The organism is Citrobacter sp. Cf118, from assembly GCF_030334095.1.
GTDB classification, from domain to species: domain Bacteria; phylum Pseudomonadota; class Gammaproteobacteria; order Enterobacterales; family Enterobacteriaceae; genus Citrobacter; species Citrobacter freundii.
Genome location: NZ_JAOWES010000042.1, coordinates 19,621 through 33,752 on the forward strand (window position 1 = coordinate 19,621; position 14,132 = coordinate 33,752).

16 protein-coding genes are annotated in these 14,132 nt (G+C 51.0%); 12 read left to right on the plus strand and 4 right to left on the minus strand.

Going from position 1 to position 14,132, the window contains the following annotated elements:
• Nucleotides 1-73 precede the first annotated feature (73 nt).
• The 10 genes from yihU to fabY all read left to right on the plus strand — a co-directional run bounded on the left by yihU (nt 74) and on the right by fabY (nt 9,749).
• Nucleotides 74-964 (plus strand): sulfolactaldehyde 3-reductase, encoded by an 891-nt coding sequence (gene yihU / locus OGX67_RS00630; RefSeq protein WP_286525628.1) that lies wholly within the window; start codon nt 74-76, stop codon nt 962-964.
• Between the two features lie 25 nt (nt 965-989).
• Nucleotides 990-1,877: an aldolase gene (locus OGX67_RS00635; RefSeq protein WP_071696212.1), complete on the plus strand. Its 888-nt coding sequence runs from the start codon at nt 990-992 to the stop codon at nt 1,875-1,877.
• A 31-nt stretch (nt 1,878-1,908) separates the two neighbouring features.
• Nucleotides 1,909-2,919, plus strand: a complete 1,011-nt coding sequence (locus OGX67_RS00640; protein WP_071696213.1) for a zinc-dependent alcohol dehydrogenase — start codon at nt 1,909-1,911, stop codon at nt 2,917-2,919.
• A gap of 69 nt (nt 2,920-2,988) precedes the next feature.
• The gene (locus tag OGX67_RS00645) at nt 2,989-4,422 is read left to right on the plus strand and encodes an MFS transporter (protein WP_071696214.1); all 1,434 of its coding nucleotides are present in this window, start codon (nt 2,989-2,991) and stop codon (nt 4,420-4,422) included.
• 104 nt (nt 4,423-4,526) lie between these two features.
• Nucleotides 4,527-5,852 carry an MFS transporter gene (locus OGX67_RS00650; protein ID WP_257651930.1) on the plus strand — a complete coding sequence of 442 codons (1,326 nt, stop codon included), beginning with the start codon at nt 4,527-4,529 and terminating at the stop codon, nt 5,850-5,852.
• 30 nt (nt 5,853-5,882) lie between these two features.
• Nucleotides 5,883-6,773 carry an aldose epimerase family protein gene (locus OGX67_RS00655; RefSeq protein ID WP_071696215.1) on the plus strand — a complete coding sequence of 297 codons (891 nt, stop codon included), beginning with the start codon at nt 5,883-5,885 and terminating at the stop codon, nt 6,771-6,773.
• A gap of 90 nt (nt 6,774-6,863) precedes the next feature.
• Nucleotides 6,864-7,463: a glucose-1-phosphatase gene (yihX, locus tag OGX67_RS00660; RefSeq protein ID WP_003028663.1), complete on the plus strand. Its 600-nt coding sequence runs from the start codon at nt 6,864-6,866 to the stop codon at nt 7,461-7,463.
• Nucleotides 7,457-8,329, plus strand: coding sequence for a virulence factor BrkB family protein (locus OGX67_RS00665; protein WP_257651929.1), 873 nt, complete (start codon nt 7,457-7,459; stop codon nt 8,327-8,329). The genes yihX and OGX67_RS00665 overlap by 7 nt, the downstream gene beginning before the upstream one ends.
• Complete coding sequence (gene dtd, locus OGX67_RS00670) at nt 8,326-8,763, plus strand: D-aminoacyl-tRNA deacylase (RefSeq protein ID WP_003028671.1); 438 nt, start codon at nt 8,326-8,328, stop codon at nt 8,761-8,763. The genes OGX67_RS00665 and dtd overlap by 4 nt, the downstream gene beginning before the upstream one ends.
• Nucleotides 8,764-8,807: 44 nt before the next feature.
• The gene (gene fabY, locus OGX67_RS00675; protein WP_003825286.1) at nt 8,808-9,749 is read left to right on the plus strand and encodes a fatty acid biosynthesis protein FabY; all 942 of its coding nucleotides are present in this window, start codon (nt 8,808-8,810) and stop codon (nt 9,747-9,749) included.
• A gap of 150 nt (nt 9,750-9,899) precedes the next feature.
• Here the strand turns inward: fabY and OGX67_RS00680 are convergent, their stop codons facing one another.
• Nucleotides 9,900-10,808: an alpha/beta hydrolase gene (locus tag OGX67_RS00680; RefSeq protein ID WP_257651928.1), complete on the minus strand. Its 909-nt coding sequence runs from the start codon at nt 10,806-10,808 to the stop codon at nt 9,900-9,902.
• A gap of 205 nt (nt 10,809-11,013) precedes the next feature.
• On the opposite strand from OGX67_RS00680, the gene OGX67_RS00685 reads away from it, so the two are divergent.
• Together OGX67_RS00685 and OGX67_RS00690 are read left to right on the plus strand one after the other, a co-directional pair.
• Nucleotides 11,014-11,256 carry a ribbon-helix-helix domain-containing protein gene (locus OGX67_RS00685; protein ID WP_043018956.1) on the plus strand — a complete coding sequence of 81 codons (243 nt, stop codon included), beginning with the start codon at nt 11,014-11,016 and terminating at the stop codon, nt 11,254-11,256.
• A complete protein-coding gene (locus OGX67_RS00690; RefSeq protein ID WP_003028682.1) occupies nt 11,256-11,630 on the plus strand; it encodes a type II toxin-antitoxin system VapC family toxin in 375 nt (124 codons plus the stop codon). The genes OGX67_RS00685 and OGX67_RS00690 overlap by 1 nt, the downstream gene beginning before the upstream one ends.
• Before the next feature lie 36 nt (nt 11,631-11,666).
• On the opposite strand, the gene fdhE is transcribed toward OGX67_RS00690, so the two are convergent.
• The 3 genes from fdhE to fdoH are packed head-to-tail and all read right to left on the minus strand — an operon-like array spanning nt 11,667 to nt 14,127.
• Nucleotides 11,667-12,596 carry a formate dehydrogenase accessory protein FdhE gene (fdhE, locus tag OGX67_RS00695; RefSeq protein ID WP_003028685.1) on the minus strand — a complete coding sequence of 310 codons (930 nt, stop codon included), beginning with the start codon at nt 12,594-12,596 and terminating at the stop codon, nt 11,667-11,669.
• A complete protein-coding gene (gene fdoI, locus OGX67_RS00700; protein WP_003028686.1) occupies nt 12,593-13,228 on the minus strand; it encodes a formate dehydrogenase cytochrome b556 subunit in 636 nt (211 codons plus the stop codon). Before fdoI ends, fdhE begins: the two co-directional genes overlap by 4 nt.
• Nucleotides 13,225-14,127, minus strand: a complete 903-nt coding sequence (gene fdoH, locus OGX67_RS00705; protein WP_003028691.1) for a formate dehydrogenase O subunit beta — start codon at nt 14,125-14,127, stop codon at nt 13,225-13,227. The genes fdoI and fdoH overlap by 4 nt, the downstream gene beginning before the upstream one ends.
• Nucleotides 14,128-14,132 lie beyond the last annotated feature (5 nt).

Consider the following 14,132-nt stretch of genomic DNA (forward strand, 5'->3'; position numbering starts at 1 on the left):
AATATGCTCAAAAACAGACGAAAACGATTTTTTAATTGTAATTATTTTGTCAACCTGAGACAGGAGAGCATTCATGACAACCGTTGCATTTTTGGGCTTGGGCCAGATGGGCAGCCCAATGGCTAATAATCTGTTGCAAAAGGGACATGCTTTGCGTGTGTTCGACGTAAACCAACAGGCAGTCAATGAATTAGTACAAAAAGGTGCGACTGCTACTCAAACACCTGCCGAAGCCGCTAAAGGTGCCGAATTCATTATCACTATGCTGCCAAATGGCGACATCGTTCGGCAAGTTCTGCTGGGTAAAGATGGCGTAAGCGAAGGCCTGTCTCCCAATGCATTGGTTATTGACATGTCCACGATTCATCCATTGCAGACCGATGCATTGATCCATGAGATGAAAGAGAAAGGCATCAGCATGATGGATGCCCCCGTGGGCAGGACGTCAGTTAACGCGATTGACGGCACGCTGCTGATTCTTGCTGGCGGAACGCCTGAACAGGTTGAACGTGCTCGCCCTGTGCTGATGTGTATGGGGAATGAGCTGGTGGAAGCTGGCGGTCCCGGTATGGGGATCCGCGTAAAGCTCATCAATAACTATATGAGTATTGCGCTGAACGCCTTGTCAGCGGAAGCCGCTGTTCTTTGCGAATCATTGGGTTTGAGCCTTGATGTGGCCATTAAAGTCATGAGCGGTACTGCCGCAGGCAAGGGGCACTTTACGACAACCTGGCCTGGCAAGGTACTTAAAGGAGACCTTTCTCCGGCATTCATGGTGGACCTCGCGTTGAAAGACCTGCGCATTGCCGTCGATGTCGCTAGTCAGACCAGCGCGCCGCTCAATATGGGCATTGCAGCAGAAACCTATTACACCCGTGCCAGCGAGAACGGTCGAGGCCGTCAGGACTGGAGTGCACTGTTATCTCAGGTTCGTCAGCAGGCTGGCCGACCAGATTCACTCTAAATTTTAAACAGTTACAGGAGTTATTATGTCTTCCCACAATACCCCATACACGCTGAAAGATATTTCTCGCCCTGGCGGTGGATTTGCCATGCTGGCCGTTGATCAGCGTGAAGCAATGCGCCTGATGTTTGCAGCGTCTGGACACCCTAAACCGGTTGCCGACAGCGTATTGACTGATTTTAAAGTTGCAGCAACACAAATTCTGTCTCCTTACGCTTCAGCGGTTCTGGCAGATAAACAATTTTGTCTCGATCAGATTGTCTCTCAAGGTGCAGTGGCTGATTCATGTGGACTGATTGTGGCGGCTGACCATTTTGTTCCGGGTAATGGTATTCCAGTTGATAGTGTCGAAATTGACAGAGCGATTGATCCGCATAAAGCCCGCGAAATGGGTGCGAAAGCCATGAAGTTGTTGGTGCTGTGGCGTGAAGATGAACCTGCAGAAGAACGTTTGGCTATGGTGGCTGAGTTTGTTCAACGCTGCCGTAGCGCAGGGTTGGTCAGCATCATTGAACCGGTCGTCCGACCTCCTCGTCGTGGTTGGGAATTTGACCGGGAAAGTGCCATCGTTGCCGCAGCGGCTGAACTCGGTTGCACCGATGCTGACCTCTATAAAGCTGAAATGCCATTAGGCGGCAAAGGTGATGAACAGACCCTACTTGCTGCGTGTCAAAAGTTGCATGAACAAATGAAAATGCCGTGGGTCATTCTCTCTTCTGGTGTTGATGCGGATATTTTTGGCCGTGCGGTCCGTATCGCCATAAAGGGTGGAGCTTCCGGATTCCTGGCAGGGCGTGCCGTTTGGGCATCGGTTGTTGGTGCTCAAGATCCGCAAACAATGTTGCGTGATGTGTCGGTTCCACGCTTACAACGTCTGGCAGAAATCGTCGATGAAGGGATTTCTCAGCGTTAATCACCCATTTTAACGAATCTGGAGAAGAACCATGGATAAGATTACCCAAGTTCTATTTTCTGATATTGGGAAGGTGACCACCCAATATGTTGAGCTGCCGCACCAGGAACTTAAACCGCAAGAAGTCCGCATTGCTCCGGTGTTTTACGGAATATGTGGCTCTGATCTGCATGTACTGAAAGGAGGACACCCATTTGCAAAACCTCCGGTTGTGCCTGGACATGAAATTGCGGCACGCGTAACTGAAGTGGGCAGTGAAGTAACGAATGTTAAGCCGGGCGATCATGTCGTAGTCGACCCGATAATGGCCTGCATGGAGTGTCGTGCTTGTAAAGCGGGCCGCTTTAATCTCTGTGAGCCGCCACAGGTTGCAGGCTTCCGGGCACCGGGTTTTGCCCGCTCGCAGCACATTGTACCTGCACGAAATTGCCATGTTGCACCTGCTTCGTTACCACTAAAAGCACTGGCTTTCGCTGAGCCCGCAGCCTGCGCGCGTCATTGCGTGAGCCGTATGCCGAAAGCGTCATTGGAAAGTGTACTAGTGATAGGTGCAGGGACAATAGGCTTATCCATCGTTCAAGCATTGCGCATCATGGGCGCGGGAAAGATCACCGTCATCGAACCTGATGCCGCCAAGCGCGCGTTGTCGTTAAAGCTAGGTGCCACCGAAGTCTGGGCTCCGGGGGAATTGGATGCACAGGTCCGTTTTACGGGGGCAATTGATGTTGTTGCTGCCCAGACCACGCTGAATGATGCATTTACCCACGTTTATGCTGGCGGAACGGTAGTGTGCATGGGGGTACCGAGTGGCCCACGTGAAATACCTCTTCCGATGATGCAGCGCTTCGAACGCGATTTGTTGAATTCCGGCATGTATATCCCGGAAGACTTCGATGCCGTGATTGAATGGCTTGCGGATGGGCGGTTTGACACCAGCGAACTGGTGACTGATCTCTTCCCTGTCGAAGATGCGGATAAGGCGTTTGAACGTGCGCAGCAAAATGACTCTATAAAAGTCATGCTGCAATTTGCTGAGGTTTGATGCTGTAACCCTCTGTCTGGCGCTGCTTATGGGTAGCGCCATCCTACAACAATGAAAAAGGATGCTGCGATGAGTCACATCACCAGTCCTACACCTTACTCGATCGGCCGTCCCCAGGACGTGATTGATATTGTTAACAAACATTCAGCAGTAAACACCAGTGTCGGCGTCATTTTTATCGCTCTTGGCGGCATTCTAATTGATGCCTATCAGGCGGCGATGGTGGGGTTTGGTAATAAATATATTGCATTGCAATTTGGTATTTCACCGGGGCTGGCGGCGACGGTTAACGCCTCTGTTTTAGTCGCCGCCCTGATTGGTGGATTACTGGCGAACCGTGTGATTAACCGCTTTGGTCAAAAGCGTGCTTTTATCATCGGAATGGGCCTGTGCACAATAGGTGCCGCAGCCGTCGCGATAGCCCCGAACATCTGGTGGGTGCTGGTGTGTCGCGTAATCATGGGATTTGGCTTGGGTATTGATTTCCCGCTGGCAACAAATGCGGTGGCAGAACTACGCGGCTCAACATCTAAGAAAACCGGTTCGTCAGTTAATCTCTGGCAAATGGCCTGGTATGTATCAACTACGGTCGTCTATCTTGTGCTGCTTCCACTGTTGTTGTCGGGTATCGCAGAAGAGCAATTATGGCGCTATGGTATTTTCATTGGTGCTATTTTTGCCGTCATTATCATGATCCTGCGTTATTTCTTCATCGGTGAGTCTGCAATGTGGGCCGCACGAGTCGGACGTTATGATAAAGCCTGCGATATTCTGGCTAAACGCTATGGTGTTCATGCTCGCGTTGCTGCCAAACCAAAAAGCGATGATTTTTCTGCTGAAAAAACAGAAAGTAAGTTTCATGGTGGTTATGGGATTTTATTTAACTCACGTTATCGCAAACGTACTATTCTCGGCTGCGTTGTGGCGACGATGCAAGCCTGGCAATATAACGCCGTGGGTGTTTATTTACCTCTGACTTTGGCGGGAATACTGAGCGGTGGATTAACTGGGGCTCTTAGCGGTTCTGCGGTAGTGAATGCCCTGTGTGGCATTACAGGTGGATTGATTGGTTCACTTATCCTCCAGCGTTTGGGTACTCGCTTTCAGTCGATGTATGGTTTCGCCGTCGTAACGGTTGCATTACTGGCTTTAGGTGCATTAGCAACCACCAACCCATGGCTTTCTTTAGGTTTGTTGGGCGCAATCATTTTCTTCCATTCAGCGGGCCCGGGCGGCCTGGGAATGACCATTGCCACACTTTCTTATCCACCATCTATTCGCCCGACCGGCGTAGGATTTGCTCGTGCCATTATGCGTACAGGGGCAATTGCCGGACTTATTTTCTGGCCTATGTTATGGGGAGCGCTAAAGACAGATGCATTCTATTGGCTGGCAGTTGTTCCTTTCCTTGGTTTCCTGACATGCGTATTGATCAAGTGGGAACCACTTGGTGCAAACGTTGACGCTGAAGACGCTGAGGTACTGGCTGAGCTGGATAAATAACAAGCAAGCGCGTCGCAAAATGTCGACGCGCTTTTTCGTATAAATCCGCCGCTTTTTTAGTGATTTTATTGCGCAGATTTCTCGCCGACCCGGAGAGGAAAATTATGGCTGAAATAGTACAGGCACAAGGGAAAGAACTATCCGGCAAAGCCATGAGGCGCGTTGTCATGGGAAGTTTCGCTGGCGCACTGATGGAATGGTACGATTTTTTCATTTTCGGAACGGCAGCGGGGCTTATCTTCGCTCCTCTATTTTTCCCTGATAGCGATCCTTTTATTGGTCTGATCGCCGCATTCGCGACTTTTGGTGTTGGTTTCTTATCACGTCCGTTAGGGGGCATTGTTTTTGGCCACTTTGGCGATAAAGTCGGTCGCAAAATAACGTTGATTTGGACATTAGCGATTGTTGGTTCATCAACGTTTTTAATCGGCTTCATACCAACATATAAGGATATTGGTATCTGGGCTCCGATTATTTTGATGGTTTTGCGTCTGGTGCAGGGATTCGGTCTCGGTGGGGAATATGGCGGAGCCGCATTAATGACTATTGAATCTGCGCCTGAAGCAAAACGAGGATTTTTAGGTTCGCTTCCACAAACGGCAGCCTCGGTTGGGATTATGCTGGCGACAGGGGTGTTTGCAATATGTAATCACTTTCTAACCCAAGAAGAGTTTCTGGATTGGGGTTGGCGTATCCCTTTTTGGCTGTCTGCCATCATGTTAATTGTTGGGATGTTCATACGACTGCATACTGAAGAGACTCTGGACTTTAAGAAACAAAAAACGGCAGTATCGAAGAAAAAATCAGCGCCGCCGTTGATTGAACTTTTCCGCAAACATCCACGTAATATTTTATTGGCGCTTGGCGCGAGACTGGCAGAGAGCGTTTCGTCGAATATTATTAATGCGTTTGGGATTGTCTATATTTCTAGTCAGCTGGCGTTATCCAGGGATATTCCACTCAACGGTATGTTGATCGCTTCGGCAATTGGCATTGTATGTTGTCCATTAATTGGTTGGATTTCCGACCGCGTTGGGCAACGGCGGATGTATTTGTTTGGCGCTGGTTTTTGCATCCTTTTCGCATTTCCATTCTTCATGCTCCTGGATACAAAAAGCACACTCATTATTTGGTGCTGCATGATTATTGGCTATAACCTGGGGCCAACGATGATGTTTGCTGTACAGCCCACCTTATTTACCCGTATGTTCGGAACACGAGTGCGTTATACGGGTCTTTCATTTGCCTATCAGTTCTCAGCAATTCTGGGTGGGTTAAGCCCGCTAATTGCTTCCAGCTTGTTGGCACTGGGAGGCGGGAAACCGTGGTATGTAGCACTGTTTCTGTTTGTTATCTCAATACTTTCATTTATTTGCGTCTGGCTTATAGAGCCACATTCAGACAATAAAAATGACGCTAATAACATTTAACTTCTTACCGAAATATCAGAGAGCAATAACATGAACAATGAATTGAATACTGAGCATTATCAAGCATTACAGCGTGCTTTTGATACCGCCTGGCCGGGACCGATCGGCCAACCTATTTTGCTGGAAAAAGGACATTTACATCTGCAAGTTTTTCCGCGTGATGGTGCCAGAATCACCTCGCTACAGGCATTTGGTTTTGAAGTGTTACGTCAATGGGAGCCACAGCGTAAAGCATTTCAGTATGGCTGCTTTCCTATGGTTCCTTGGGCAGGCCGCCTTGGCGATGCAACGTTAACAATGGGGGAGAAGCAGTACGCATTACCTGCTAACAAACCGCCCCATGCTCTACATGGTATGGCCTGTTATTCATCATGGGAAATTGTCGAACATAAAGCAGACACCTTGAAACTGCGCATGCCACTTGGCGCTCCTTGGCCCTGGCAAGGAGAGGTCCTGCAGACGTTGACTCTTGAAGACGATGCGTTAATTCTGCGACTTGAAATTCACACCATGTCTGAAACTTTTCCGGCATCTGCTGGATGGCACCCCTGGTTTGTAAAACAACTGGGCCAGCAGAATGAAGAAGATGAATTACTGGTATGTTTTAAGGCCAACTGGCAGGAAGAAGCCGGGAATAATGAGTTACCAACAGGTAATAAAATCCCTCCGCAATCAGGTCCGTGGGATGACTGCTTTGGTTTTAATGACGGTCTCAATGTCAGATTACAGTGGCCAGGTAAGCTGAGTATGACGATGACATCGAGTGCGCAAAGTCTGGTTATCTTTGACAAACAGCCCGACGCAACATGTGTCAATCCGCTTACTCAGGCGCCAAATGCGATAAATAGGACACCGCAGTTTGTCAGTGCAGGTCTTCCGTTGGTGATTGAGTCGCGCTGGCAATTTACACAGGAATTCTGATGGCTTAGCCAATAATCCCGACAGGGACGCATAGTCAAACTTCTCCTTTCCCGCTACAGTTATTCATCCACGGCGAATAAGGAGAAGGGCATGCTCTATATCTTTGATTTGGGTAATGTGATTGTCGATATCGACTTCAACCGCGTGTTGGGCACATGGAGCGATCTAAGTCGTGTACCGTTGGCTTCGCTAAAGCAAAGTTTCACCATGGGGGAGGCTTTTCACCAGCACGAGCGAGGTGAAATAACGGATGAAGCCTTTGCCGAGGCGCTATGTCATGAGATGGCGCTGCCGCTAAGTTACGAGCAGTTCTCTCACGGCTGGCAGGCCGTTTTTGTCGCCTTGCGCCCTGAGGTCATCGACATCATGCAAAAGCTGCGTGAGCAGGGGCATCGGGTGGTCGTCTTGTCGAATACCAACCGCCTGCACACCACGTTTTGGCCGGATGAATATCCCGAGATCCGTCAGGCTGCTGACCATATTTACCTTTCCCAGGAACTGGGCATGCGTAAACCGGAAGCGCGGATTTACCAGCACGTCCTGCAGTCTGAAGGTTTTTCTGCGCACGATGCGGTCTTTTTTGACGATAACGCCGATAATATTGAAGGGGCTAACCGATTAGGGATCACCAGTATCCAGGTCGTCGATAAAAAGACCATTCCTGACTATTTCGCGACGTTGTTATGCTAAAAAATGTTCAGCAGCAAGCCAGGCATCATACGCGTCCTGTACGAGACTGGCTGAAGCTATTATGGCAGCGGATTGATGAGGACAATATGACGACGCTGGCAGGGAATCTTGCCTACGTTTCGTTGCTCTCATTAGTGCCGCTTATTGCCGTCGTATTTGCGCTTTTCGCCGCATTTCCGATGTTTTCCGACGTCAGTGTCCAGTTACGTCATTTTATTTTCGCAAACTTTATCCCGGCGACGGGAGACGTCATTCAACGTTATATCGAACAGTTTGTCGCCAACTCGAACAAAATGACGGCAGTCGGGGCATGCGGGCTGATTGTCACAGCGTTATTGTTGATGTATGCCATTGATAATGCGTTGAATACTATCTGGCGCAGTAAGCGTACTCGCCCTAAAGTTTACTCTTTCGCCGTCTACTGGATGATTTTAACGCTGGGGCCGATGTTGGCGGGGGCCAGTCTGGCGATCAGCTCTTATCTGTTGTCATTGCGCTGGGCCAGCGATCTCAACACGGTGATTGATAACGTCCTGCGTATTTTCCCGCTGGTGCTTTCCTGGCTCTCGTTCTGGCTGCTTTACAGCATTGTACCGACTACGCGTGTACCCAACCGTGATGCGGTTATTGGTGCCTTTGTGGCTGCTGTGTTGTTCGAAGCCGGAAAGAAAGGATTTGCGCTCTATATCACGATGTTCCCGTCTTATCAGCTCATTTACGGTGTTCTGGCGGTGATCCCCATTTTATTTGTCTGGGTATACTGGACCTGGTGTATCGTCTTGCTAGGCGCGGAAATAACTGTCACTCTCGGGGAATACCGCAAACTTAAACAAGCCGCAAAAGAAGAAGAAGCAGAGCAACCATGATTGCATTAATTCAGCGCGTAACCCGTGCCAGCGTCACCGTGGAGGGCGAGGTGACGGGTGAAATTGGCCCAGGACTTTTGGTCCTGTTAGGTGTCGAAAGGGATGATGACGAACAGAAAGCGAATCGCCTGTGCGAGCGTGTACTCGGTTATCGAATCTTTAGCGATGCCGAAGGTAAAATGAACCTCAACGTGCAGCAGTCAGGCGGCAGCGTGCTGGTGGTTTCACAGTTTACGCTGGCGGCAGATACCGAGCGTGGCATGCGCCCGGGGTTTTCGAAAGGCGCAGCGCCCGAGCGTGCAGAAGCGCTGTATGAATACTTTGTTGAGCGTTGCCGCCAACAGGAAATGAATACGCAAACCGGTCGATTCGCTGCGGATATGCAGGTTTCACTGGTTAATGATGGCCCGGTGACGTTCTGGTTACAAGTATGAACCAGCTACCGGTATGGCCGCGGACAACAAGAGAGAATACGACTATGTATCACCTTCGAGTACCGCAAACAGAAGAAGAATTGGAGCGCTACTACCAGTTTCGCTGGGAGATGCTGCGTAAACCATTGCACCAGCCAAAAGGCTCCGAACGGGATGCCTGGGACGCGATGGCGCATCACCAGATGGTGGTGGACGAAGAGGGGAATCTGGTTGCGGTAGGGCGTCTGTATATCAACGCGGATAACGAAGCTTCCATACGCTTTATGGCCGTAGATCCTTCCGTGCAAGAGAAAGGGTTGGGCACGCTGATGGCGATGACTCTGGAGTCTGTGGCGCGTCAGGAAGGGGTCAAACGCGTAACCTGTAGTGCCCGTGAAGATGCGGTCGAATTTTTCGCCAAGCTCGGTTTTGTGAGCCAGGGGGAAATCACCACGCCACAAACCACGCCGGTGCGCCACTTTTTGATGATTAAGCCCATTGCGACGCTGGACGATATTCTCCATCGCGGTGACTGGTGCGGACAGCTACAACAAGCCTGGTACGAACATATTCCATTGAGTGAGAAAATGGGCGTACGCATTCAGCAGTACACTGGGCAGAAATTTATCACCACGATGCCCGAGACAGGCAATCAGAATCCGCACCATACCCTGTTTGCCGGTAGCCTGTTTTCACTGGCTACGCTAACGGGCTGGGGACTTATCTGGCTGATGCTGCGCGAGCGTCATCTGGGTGGGACAATAATCCTGGCCGACGCGCATATCCGATACAGCAGGCCGATCACCGGGAAACCAACTGCTATTGCCGATCTGGGGTCGTTGAGCGGTGACCTCGACCGCCTGGCAAGAGGTCGCAAGGCGCGAGTTCAGATGCAGGTCGGGGTGTTTGGCGATGACACTCCGGGCGTCGTGTTTGAAGGTACTTACATTGTGCTACCTGCGAAACCGTTTGGCGCATATGAAGAAGGCGGTAACGAGGAAGAGTAGGTCCTCTGGCTAAAATGTAATGTTGGGTTCATTTGCTGATGTAAAATGCGGATTATGAAAATGCCATAATCCGCATTTTGATAAAAATCGCATGCTGTCGATAATTGTATTGACGGGTACCTTCCTTAATTTTAGAACTCATGAACATCCTTATTGGCCAAGCCGCCAGGCCACATCTCGCATCACATTTCGTGCCGCCGGGCTCACCCCTGCCAACTGGAAAAAACCGTGGATGACGCCGAGATAGCGTTGGCAAGAGCACTCCACGCCTTGCTCCAGGAACCGTTGATACAGGGCTTCACCCTCATCTCTAAGTGGATCGAATTCGGCAGTAATGATGTGCGTGGGCGGTAAACCGTTGAAGTCTTTGCGCCAGAGTGGGCTGACTTCGGGATGTAATGGATCGGTTTTCGGCATATACATTTCGTAGCCCGAAAGCAGTGTATCGCGAGTGATAATGTAATCCTGTCCATTATGGTCATAGCTCGCAAAGCTGGCGGTTGCGTCCAGCATCGGGTAGATCAGCATAAGCTGTGCAGATTGCCATTGCCTGGCCGCTTTCAGGCGTAGTGCGGTGACTAGCGCCAGGTGTCCACCTGCGCTGTCGCCAGCAAGCGTAATGTTGTCCCGGTCTACCCCCAGTTTCTGGGCATACTTCCAGATAATGTTGGCCCCGGTTTCAGCATCGTTATGTGCTGCCGGGAAGGTATGCTCTGGTGCGAGGCGATACTGCACCGCAATGACCCGACAGCCGCTGTACCAGGCGAGTTGCCTTAGCTGGTTATCATGTGTGGCAAATCCACCGCTGACAAAGCAGCCACCGTGATAATAGATAACGCAGGGGAGATTTCCCGTGCTGCCCCGCGGCGAAATAACGCGAAATGCCATGGCATCGAGTTCAATATCTTCAGCCTGTACGCGGGTTTCAGTTTCTCCGGCCAGCGCCGTACTGGCAATATAGGCCGCTCTCCGGTCATCAATATTCTGCTCACGGGAAGAAGGGCGTCCCGCCGCGATAAATGCCTCCACTAACTGCGCAATCCCGCTTTCCAGTACCATTTTTAAATACTCTTATCTGTATGGATATACAGGTTTATAACCTGGATTACTAAGAATGAAAATGGGAAAAATAGGGGTGGGAATGAATCTGGAAAGCGGCTCGCAAAAGTAAAAATCGTTCGCGTGGAGGCTATTTTCTCGCTTTTTTCAGGTGTATGTTGTGTGGAAATTAATCGCTGATGATATACTGGAGGTATATATGAGTATGATGGCTGGGATGGATATGGGCAGAATTTTACTCGATTTATCAGATGAAGTGATTAAACGTCTTGATGACCTCAAGGTGCAGCGCAACCTGCCGCGAGCAGAACTTTTACGGGAGGCCGTTGAACAGTATCTTGAGAGGCAGGATCAGGCTGAAACCACAATTTCACGTGCTCTTGGGCTGTGGCAAGGCTGTGAGGAAGATGGTGTTGAATACCAGCGTAAACTCCGTGAGGAATGGTAATGGTCAAAGGATCCGCGCTTTTTGATACCAACATCCTCATCGATCTGTTTAGTGGGAGAAATGAAGCAAAACTAGCGATAGAAACATGGCCGCCGCAGAATGCAATCAGCCTCATTACATGGATGGAGGTGATGGTGGGTGCAAAAAAATACCATCAGGAAGCCCGTACTCGTGTTGCGCTAGGTGCTTTTAACGTGATCGGCGTTTCACAGGATATTGCTGAACGAAGCGTGAGTATCAGACAGGAATATGGGATGAAATTGCCGGATGCCATTATTTTGGCAACAGCACAGATTCATCGTCTTACGCTGGTTACGCGAAATACTAAGGATTTTGCAGGCCTATCCGGTGTGGTCACACCGTATACATTATAACCCGGGCGACTTACGCCGCCCGGTAGTGCGAAGAACTTACTCCCCTTCACCCGGGAACAGGAACGGGTTGATGGAGCTGCGGGCAAAGCCCTCTTGCTCCATGTGCGCGTCCAGCATCAGTGAAGCGAGATCGTCGGCCACGGCTTCGACTTTCGGGTCTTTTTCCTGATAGAGAATCTTCAGGTATGTCCCGCAGTCGCCGCAGCTTTCAGCTTTGATTGCCGCCTGTTCGTTATCCAGTGACCAGTAGTTCAAATCACGGCTCTGCTCGCAGTTGCTGCACTTCACGCGCACCACGTGCCACTCGGTTTCGCACAGGTTGCAGTGCAAATAACGCAGACCTTGGGTGGTACCGATTTGCACCATGCTGGAGACCGGCATTGAACCACACACCGGGCAGTACTGACGCTGTTCACCGTATTCCGCACGGGCTTTGCCGGGGATCAGGCTTGCCATCTGGGCCCAGTAGAGCGACAGGGCAGCCCAAATGAACGGTGCTTTGTCGCTGCTGACGGAGGCAAAATCAGAGGCAAACAGCGCGCTGGCCATCAGCTCCAGTTCTTGCTCTGAGGCTTTTTCCAGATTCTCGATCACCGCTAACGCGGGACCGCTCATCTCTGGCTTCAGCTCAGCAATCAACGACTGCAGCAGCTTTTGCCAGTGCTTGTCGCGTGGCAGGACGTGGATATCCAGCGGCGGTTTGCCCTGATCGTTCGCTTCTTTGATGCGCGCGGTCAGATCCATCTGCAGCGGATGGTCGTACAGCACCACTTCCTGCGCGTGGGCGATCAGCGCGGCAAAGCGCAGGTAGTCGCCCAGCGGGTTGTTCTCGGCCAGCTCGCGCAGGCGCTCAGCGCGGCGGTTATACAAATTTTTGAGTCTGGGGAATAATAACGGCGGAATCATATCCGCCGTGCGTTTCTCGCTCTTCTCCAGCTCATCTTGCGGGATTATGCGAATACTCATTCAGATGACTTTTCCTGTTTCTGGCGGACTTCACGGTACCAGCGCGGGTGATGTTTCTTCGCCCATGAGCTGGTAACCCATCCTTCCACCATCGCGGTAATGGTGCCTTTCACCCAAAGGGCGGCGTAAATGTGCACCATGATAACCACAATTAGCGCTACTGCGGCAAATGAATGCAGCATTAACGCGAATCGGATCACCGGGATTGAGAAAGCAGGCGCAAAATACGGACGCCAGATGACCACTCCGCTCACCAGCAACAGGACCAGGAAGATAATCGCCGCCCAGAATACGCATTTCTGGCCGAAGTTATAACGTCCCGTGTCACCTACTTCCTCGTTGACGACAATCTTACGAATATTCTTCGCCCAAAAGATATCATCCCGATTGATTAGATTGTGGTGCCAGTAACGGAAAAACATGATGATAAACGAGGCAAACATGATCACGCCGACAAACGGGTGCACAATTCGCGCCAGTTGCGGAGTGCCCATGATGTGCATCAGCCAGTTAAAAGACGGGAAGAGAAAGCCCATCCCGCTCACTGCCGCCAGAATGAAGCAGAAGGCAGTGATCCAGTGGTTGATGCGTTCCGGCGCCGTGTAGCGCACGATGGTGTCACGTCGTTTCATTTGCGCACCTCGTCTTTTTCTTCATGCAGGTTGTCTTCTTCCTCTTCCGCGCGGTTCGGGCCTACACCGACGTAGTGGAAGATACTGGCCGCAAATGTCGCTGCAAAGCCGACGGCTGCGAGAGGTTTCCAGATGCCTTTCCAGAATTTCACGGTGGCGCTGATTTCCGGGTTCTCCGGCAGGCCGTGATACAGATTCGGCTTGTCAGCATGGTGCAATACGTACATGACGTGCGTACCGCCAACGCCTGCCGGATCGTACAGACCCGCGTTTTCGTAACCACGCGTTTTCAGCTCCGCCACACGCTCGCCTGCCAGCGTTTTCATCGACTCTTTAGTACCGAAATGAATCGCGCCGGTTGGGCAGGTTTTCACGCAGGCCGGTTCTTGCCCGACCACGACACGGTCAACGCACAGCGTACATTTGTAGACGCGGTTGTCTTCCGGGTTGAGGCGCGGCACGTCGAACGGACAGCCTGCGATACAGTAGCCACAGCCGATACACTGCTCGGACTGGAAGTCGACGATACCGTTGGCATACTGAATGATTGCGCCTTCAGCCGGACACGCCTTCAGGCAGCCCGGATCGGCACAGTGCATACAGCCATCCTTGCGGATAAGCCACTCCAGTTTGTCGTTTTGTTCCACTTCTGAGAAACGCATCACCGTCCAGGATTTAGCGGTCAAATCAGCTGGGTTGTCGTACACCCCAACGTTGTTGCCCACTTCATCACGGATGTCGTTCCATTCTGAACACGCCACCTGACACGCTTTACAGCCGATACAGGTGGTGACGTCGATAAGCTTCGCCACCTCTTCCTGATGGTCCCGCGCCTGAGGCGCGGGGGTGAAACCGTTAGTGGCGGAACGACGAATGATGTCTTGCGATTGATAAGCCATAGGTC